This is a genomic window from Vibrio sp. 1978, assembly GCF_033344345.1.
Map to the genome: position 1 here is coordinate 1 of NZ_JAWPOP010000060.1, position 3803 is coordinate 3803.

Sequence of the window (3803 nt, forward strand, 5' to 3'; positions counted from 1 at the left end):
TCCGTTGAAATCAATGCACTGCCACCACTGTTCAACCATGGTGTCGCCACCCACTTCTGGTAGACCTTGCGGTTTTTGGTGTCTGGGTCGAACACTGTCTCTTCTGGTAAGTAGTGCTTTGAGAAAATGTAGAAATGCAGTTGGTTACGCTCATCCTTACGTGTAAACAGCATCACCTGGCTACAGATATCGATTTTCGATGCCAAATCCAGAGACAACCAGCATGAGCTGTCTTGGAAATCATCAATCATCAGACTGGTATCTTCAGCGGCCTTCCAATCCTCCATGTTGAAAAAGGCGCTTGAGGCTGAAACCCACTGGTTAAGGTGCTTGGTTTTGAAGGTATTGGCATATCGAGGGTTGCGGATTGCGCGCAACTGCTGACTTCTGAGCCAATCCTCATCCACGGAGATCCCCAAGTTTGGGTTGGCTTTGGCCAGTACTGCAGGGTCAGTCCAATCGTCGCCTTCATCAATCGTGTAGATGATGCCAAAGACTTCATCGTCGTCAGTGGTACCCTCTAAGATTTTGACCAAGTCATCATGCAAGTCTTTACAAGGGCCCGCGATGTTGTAACCCGATGTGGTGATCACAAAGATGAGTGGCTGCTCGCGAGCGCCCATCCCTGTCGACATGGTGTCGTAAAGTTCAGGACCATCATGCTCGTGATACTCATCGACTATCGCGCAATGAGGACTGGAACCATCACCCGGGTCACCGATAACTGGTTCGAAGATGCTGCCGTCTGGCCGTTCCATCTTCTTGGCCATGACCTCAATCATGAATGAGCGACGCAGGTTCGGTAGAGCTTCAGCCATTTTCTTAGCAGGCTTAAACACCTCCCAAGCCTGCTTCTCTGTGGTGGCGCCACAGTAAACTTCAGCGCCATACTCATTGTCAGGGGCGAACATCCAAAGCCCGTTCCCTGCCGCAATGATGCTTTTCCCGTTCTTTCGTGGTACTTCAACGTAAGCCACCCGAAAACGGCGACGTTTGTCTTTCTTTCGCTCCCAACCATAAAGAGCCGCGTGGATAAACAACTGCCACGGTTCCAGACTGATGCGGCGCTCTTTAAGTGGCTTTTTTGCCCACTTACCTTTGGTGTGTGGAAGCAACTGAATAAAACGACAAACCCCTTCGGCTTTGTCTTTGTTAAACCGGTACGGATAGGCTTTGCTTTTGCTCTTTTCGAGATCATCCAAATGTCGCTGACATGCCTGGATAACATACTTACAAGCTACGATCCGACCGCTGACCACGTCACGCGCGTACTTCGCGGCGGCGTTTACGTTCGGATACTTAGCCATACTTATCTCGCTGGTAAGAATTCGTCGAATTCGTTTTCGTCGCTGTCCTTGCTACCGCTCCCCCCACCAGTCATCCGTCGAATGGATAACGGGTCTAGTCCAAGTAAACTGCCAATACGAACCATACTGGCCAACGCATCCTGGCGAACATTCACGCTAGGGTTTTTCTTCTGTCCTCCCATCGGTGTATCAACGGTCAGTCCTTCTCGAGAGACTTCCAACTCAGCTTGAAGGTACAAAGAGAAGCTATTGCAATAAGCCAACAACAAAGGTCCATGGTCGATAGTCAGAATTTTTCTGTCCATCAGTACACGGCTTTGCGTCTGCCAAATCGCCAGCGCGTTGTCATCACGTAACTCATCTGGCGGATCAATTTTTATCAGTGCTTCGTGGGCAGGCGCAGATGGCATAGTGCTTTTGCCACCTTTTCGACCACCTCCAGCTGCTCGCGCCATAAAATACCTCTCAAAACTCAGCGGCGAAAATGTGTGATCTCGCGCGTCAAAAAAAGATCCTTATTTATTGCGTATAAAAATTTGTCTGAGGCTGCGGTACCCATCGAAAAGTCTACAGAGATTTACCCCTCCCCCCTATACGTGAGAACGACGATAAAAAGCGACCTAATATCGCTCTGATACCTTTCCGCTTATGGGTTCGGGGTGATATCACCTTAGTGCCTCCTACTATCGTCTCAGTGACTCTGACAGGGTCTGGGTAGGTACCAAACAACCAACAAAACAGCACCAAGGTTTTTAAATAAATCGGTACCCAAAACGCTACTTTGATCTGACAAACGATCACTTCTTTGCGTTTTATAGCCGTGGTTTTATGCGTTCCCGTGCAGTTTTTGCCTTGTGACATGCCCGACATAGCGCCTCCAGGTTGCTGTCTTCATCTGTTCCGCCATGTTCCTTAGCCTTGATATGGTCAACATCTTTGGCGGGAACGGCACGACCACCACGCAAACACTCTTGGCATAAATACTTATCACGTTTAAGAATGATGCGGCGCCTCTTATCCCAATCGCTGCCATAACCGCGCTGATGGCGGTTGCGGCCTGCTTGATGAACTTCCCAACCAGTGTTGCGGTGCTTATCACAGTAACCACTCTTGTCATTAGTCAGCCCACCGCAATGTGGGTGACGACAAGGCTTAGGGGTACGTGGAGGCATAATCAAATATCCTTTGAATACTCACTAAATACACAAAGGATATTTAAAGGGTCACCGCCGTGGACACTGCTGTTTAATGGCCGAAGCCTGGCGACGCTCGACGACGTTGCAAATCACTAGCAATACGTTGCCTTTGGCGGTGTTAGAACTGGCTTTAAGGCAGCCAGTAGCCTTGGGTCACTAATTCTTTTAGCTACTTATGCACTATCGGGCGCTAACCGATCCTTATCCCTTCCTATTGGATGCATGCGGGATTCGTCGCTATCACATGCTGGCTTAACTGATAACAAGTGCAGCCAGTAAGAACACTCGCTAACTATCCGGAATTACCGGATAGTTGAACTAACCAGGATTAACTTGGTAGTAGTCAATGCAGTCATTGAGCTGCTCGATGTACAACATCAGGTTAGTGACGCTGCGCTCCGGGTAATAAATCCCACCTTGGTCAGGCTCGTACCACTCAAGAACAGGAGCTGCTGGCTTGCATGGAGGAACAAACACATCACGGCTTGTCGCGCATCCGCCCACTACTAGGACCAAACCGCTGAGCATGGCGGCTTTTAGCATCTTGCTTGATATCTTCATACTCTCGCTCCTGATGCTCAATTTGCTTGGCGCGTTGAAGATGTTCCCATGCTTCAATGACTTTTAGGATGAGCGCTCCAACAATCGGAACCGACGATGCCCAGCCCACGACTAACTGCCGATATTCTGTGCGTGCTTATAGTTGCCAGCAGCTGCATTCCAAACCCAGCGCAGCCACCACGGCCACTTACGTTTGAACTCTTCAGACACTTGCGCATCAATCTGAGCAACAACCCCGACTACAGTTGCGACAAAGCCAAATGCAGCTGCAGCCCAAGCTGGCGTATCGGGCTCAATCATTCCCGAACTTGCCAGCGCAACAGACGCAAACAGCAGAGCCACCACTGCGACCGTAAACTGATACAGTTTTTTCATTTCCTTTCTCCATTAAAAAAGCGACCGTTCTGGCGGCTTGTTAGTAAGTCCACATTACGGGTAACCCTTCCCGCCAATCCAGATGAACAAAGGTTTTTGCAATCCCAATCCCTCTCGCGCCATGCTTACGAGCAATCTCTACAAGACGAAGGCGGTCAAACCCGTTATTACAAGCGATGTCAAAGGCCACGCCGTTAAAGTGTTGCCCGGGCTTTTCTTTACGCGCTTCACTCGGATGTTTTTCACATCGATATCCAGAGCGAACGACCATTGCCTTACCAAACTCGTCACGAACCTTCTGCAGCTGGTCTAATGCTGATTGGCTCACTTTGTTGCTCCCACATCCACAGGAGCAGTTCAACTT

At 49.5% G+C, this 3803-nt stretch carries 6 protein-coding genes; all 6 read right to left on the reverse strand.

Annotated elements, in window-relative coordinates; translation table 11 throughout:
- The coding region (locus R8N49_RS24240; RefSeq protein ID WP_318190118.1) for a terminase large subunit at positions 1 to 1307 on the reverse strand (1307 nt) is incomplete at its 3' end.
- Positions 1308 to 1309: 2 nt separating this feature from the next.
- Positions 1310 to 1762 (reverse strand): phage terminase small subunit P27 family, encoded by a 453-nt coding sequence (locus tag R8N49_RS24245; protein ID WP_065274631.1) that lies wholly within the window; start codon positions 1760 to 1762, stop codon positions 1310 to 1312.
- Between the two features lie 357 nt (positions 1763 to 2119).
- On the reverse strand, positions 2120 to 2479 hold the full coding sequence (locus R8N49_RS24250; protein WP_318190119.1) for an HNH endonuclease signature motif containing protein: 360 nt from the start codon (positions 2477 to 2479) through the stop codon (positions 2120 to 2122).
- Positions 2480 to 2821: 342 nt separating this feature from the next.
- Positions 2822 to 3064, reverse strand: a complete 243-nt coding sequence (locus tag R8N49_RS24255; RefSeq protein ID WP_065274633.1) for a hypothetical protein — start codon at positions 3062 to 3064, stop codon at positions 2822 to 2824.
- Positions 3065 to 3175: 111 nt separating this feature from the next.
- Positions 3176 to 3439: a hypothetical protein gene (locus R8N49_RS24260; RefSeq protein WP_318190120.1), complete on the reverse strand. Its 264-nt coding sequence runs from the start codon at positions 3437 to 3439 to the stop codon at positions 3176 to 3178.
- 40 nt (positions 3440 to 3479) lie between these two features.
- The coding region (locus R8N49_RS24265) for a D-Ala-D-Ala carboxypeptidase family metallohydrolase (protein ID WP_318190121.1) at positions 3480 to 3803 on the reverse strand (324 nt) is incomplete at its 5' end.

Excerpts from the sequence above, each read along its gene's own strand:
- R8N49_RS24260 (WP_318190120.1), bottom strand. The coding sequence starts at position 3,439 with ATGAAAAAACTGTATCAGTTTACGGTCGCAGTGGTGGCTCTGCTGTTT.
- R8N49_RS24255 (WP_065274633.1), bottom strand. The coding sequence starts at position 3,064 with ATGAAGATATCAAGCAAGATGCTAAAAGCCGCCATGCTCAGCGGTTTG.
- R8N49_RS24245 (WP_065274631.1), bottom strand. The coding sequence starts at position 1,762 with ATGGCGCGAGCAGCTGGAGGTGGTCGAAAAGGTGGCAAAAGCACTATG.
- R8N49_RS24250 (WP_318190119.1), bottom strand. The coding sequence starts at position 2,479 with ATGCCTCCACGTACCCCTAAGCCTTGTCGTCACCCACATTGCGGTGGG.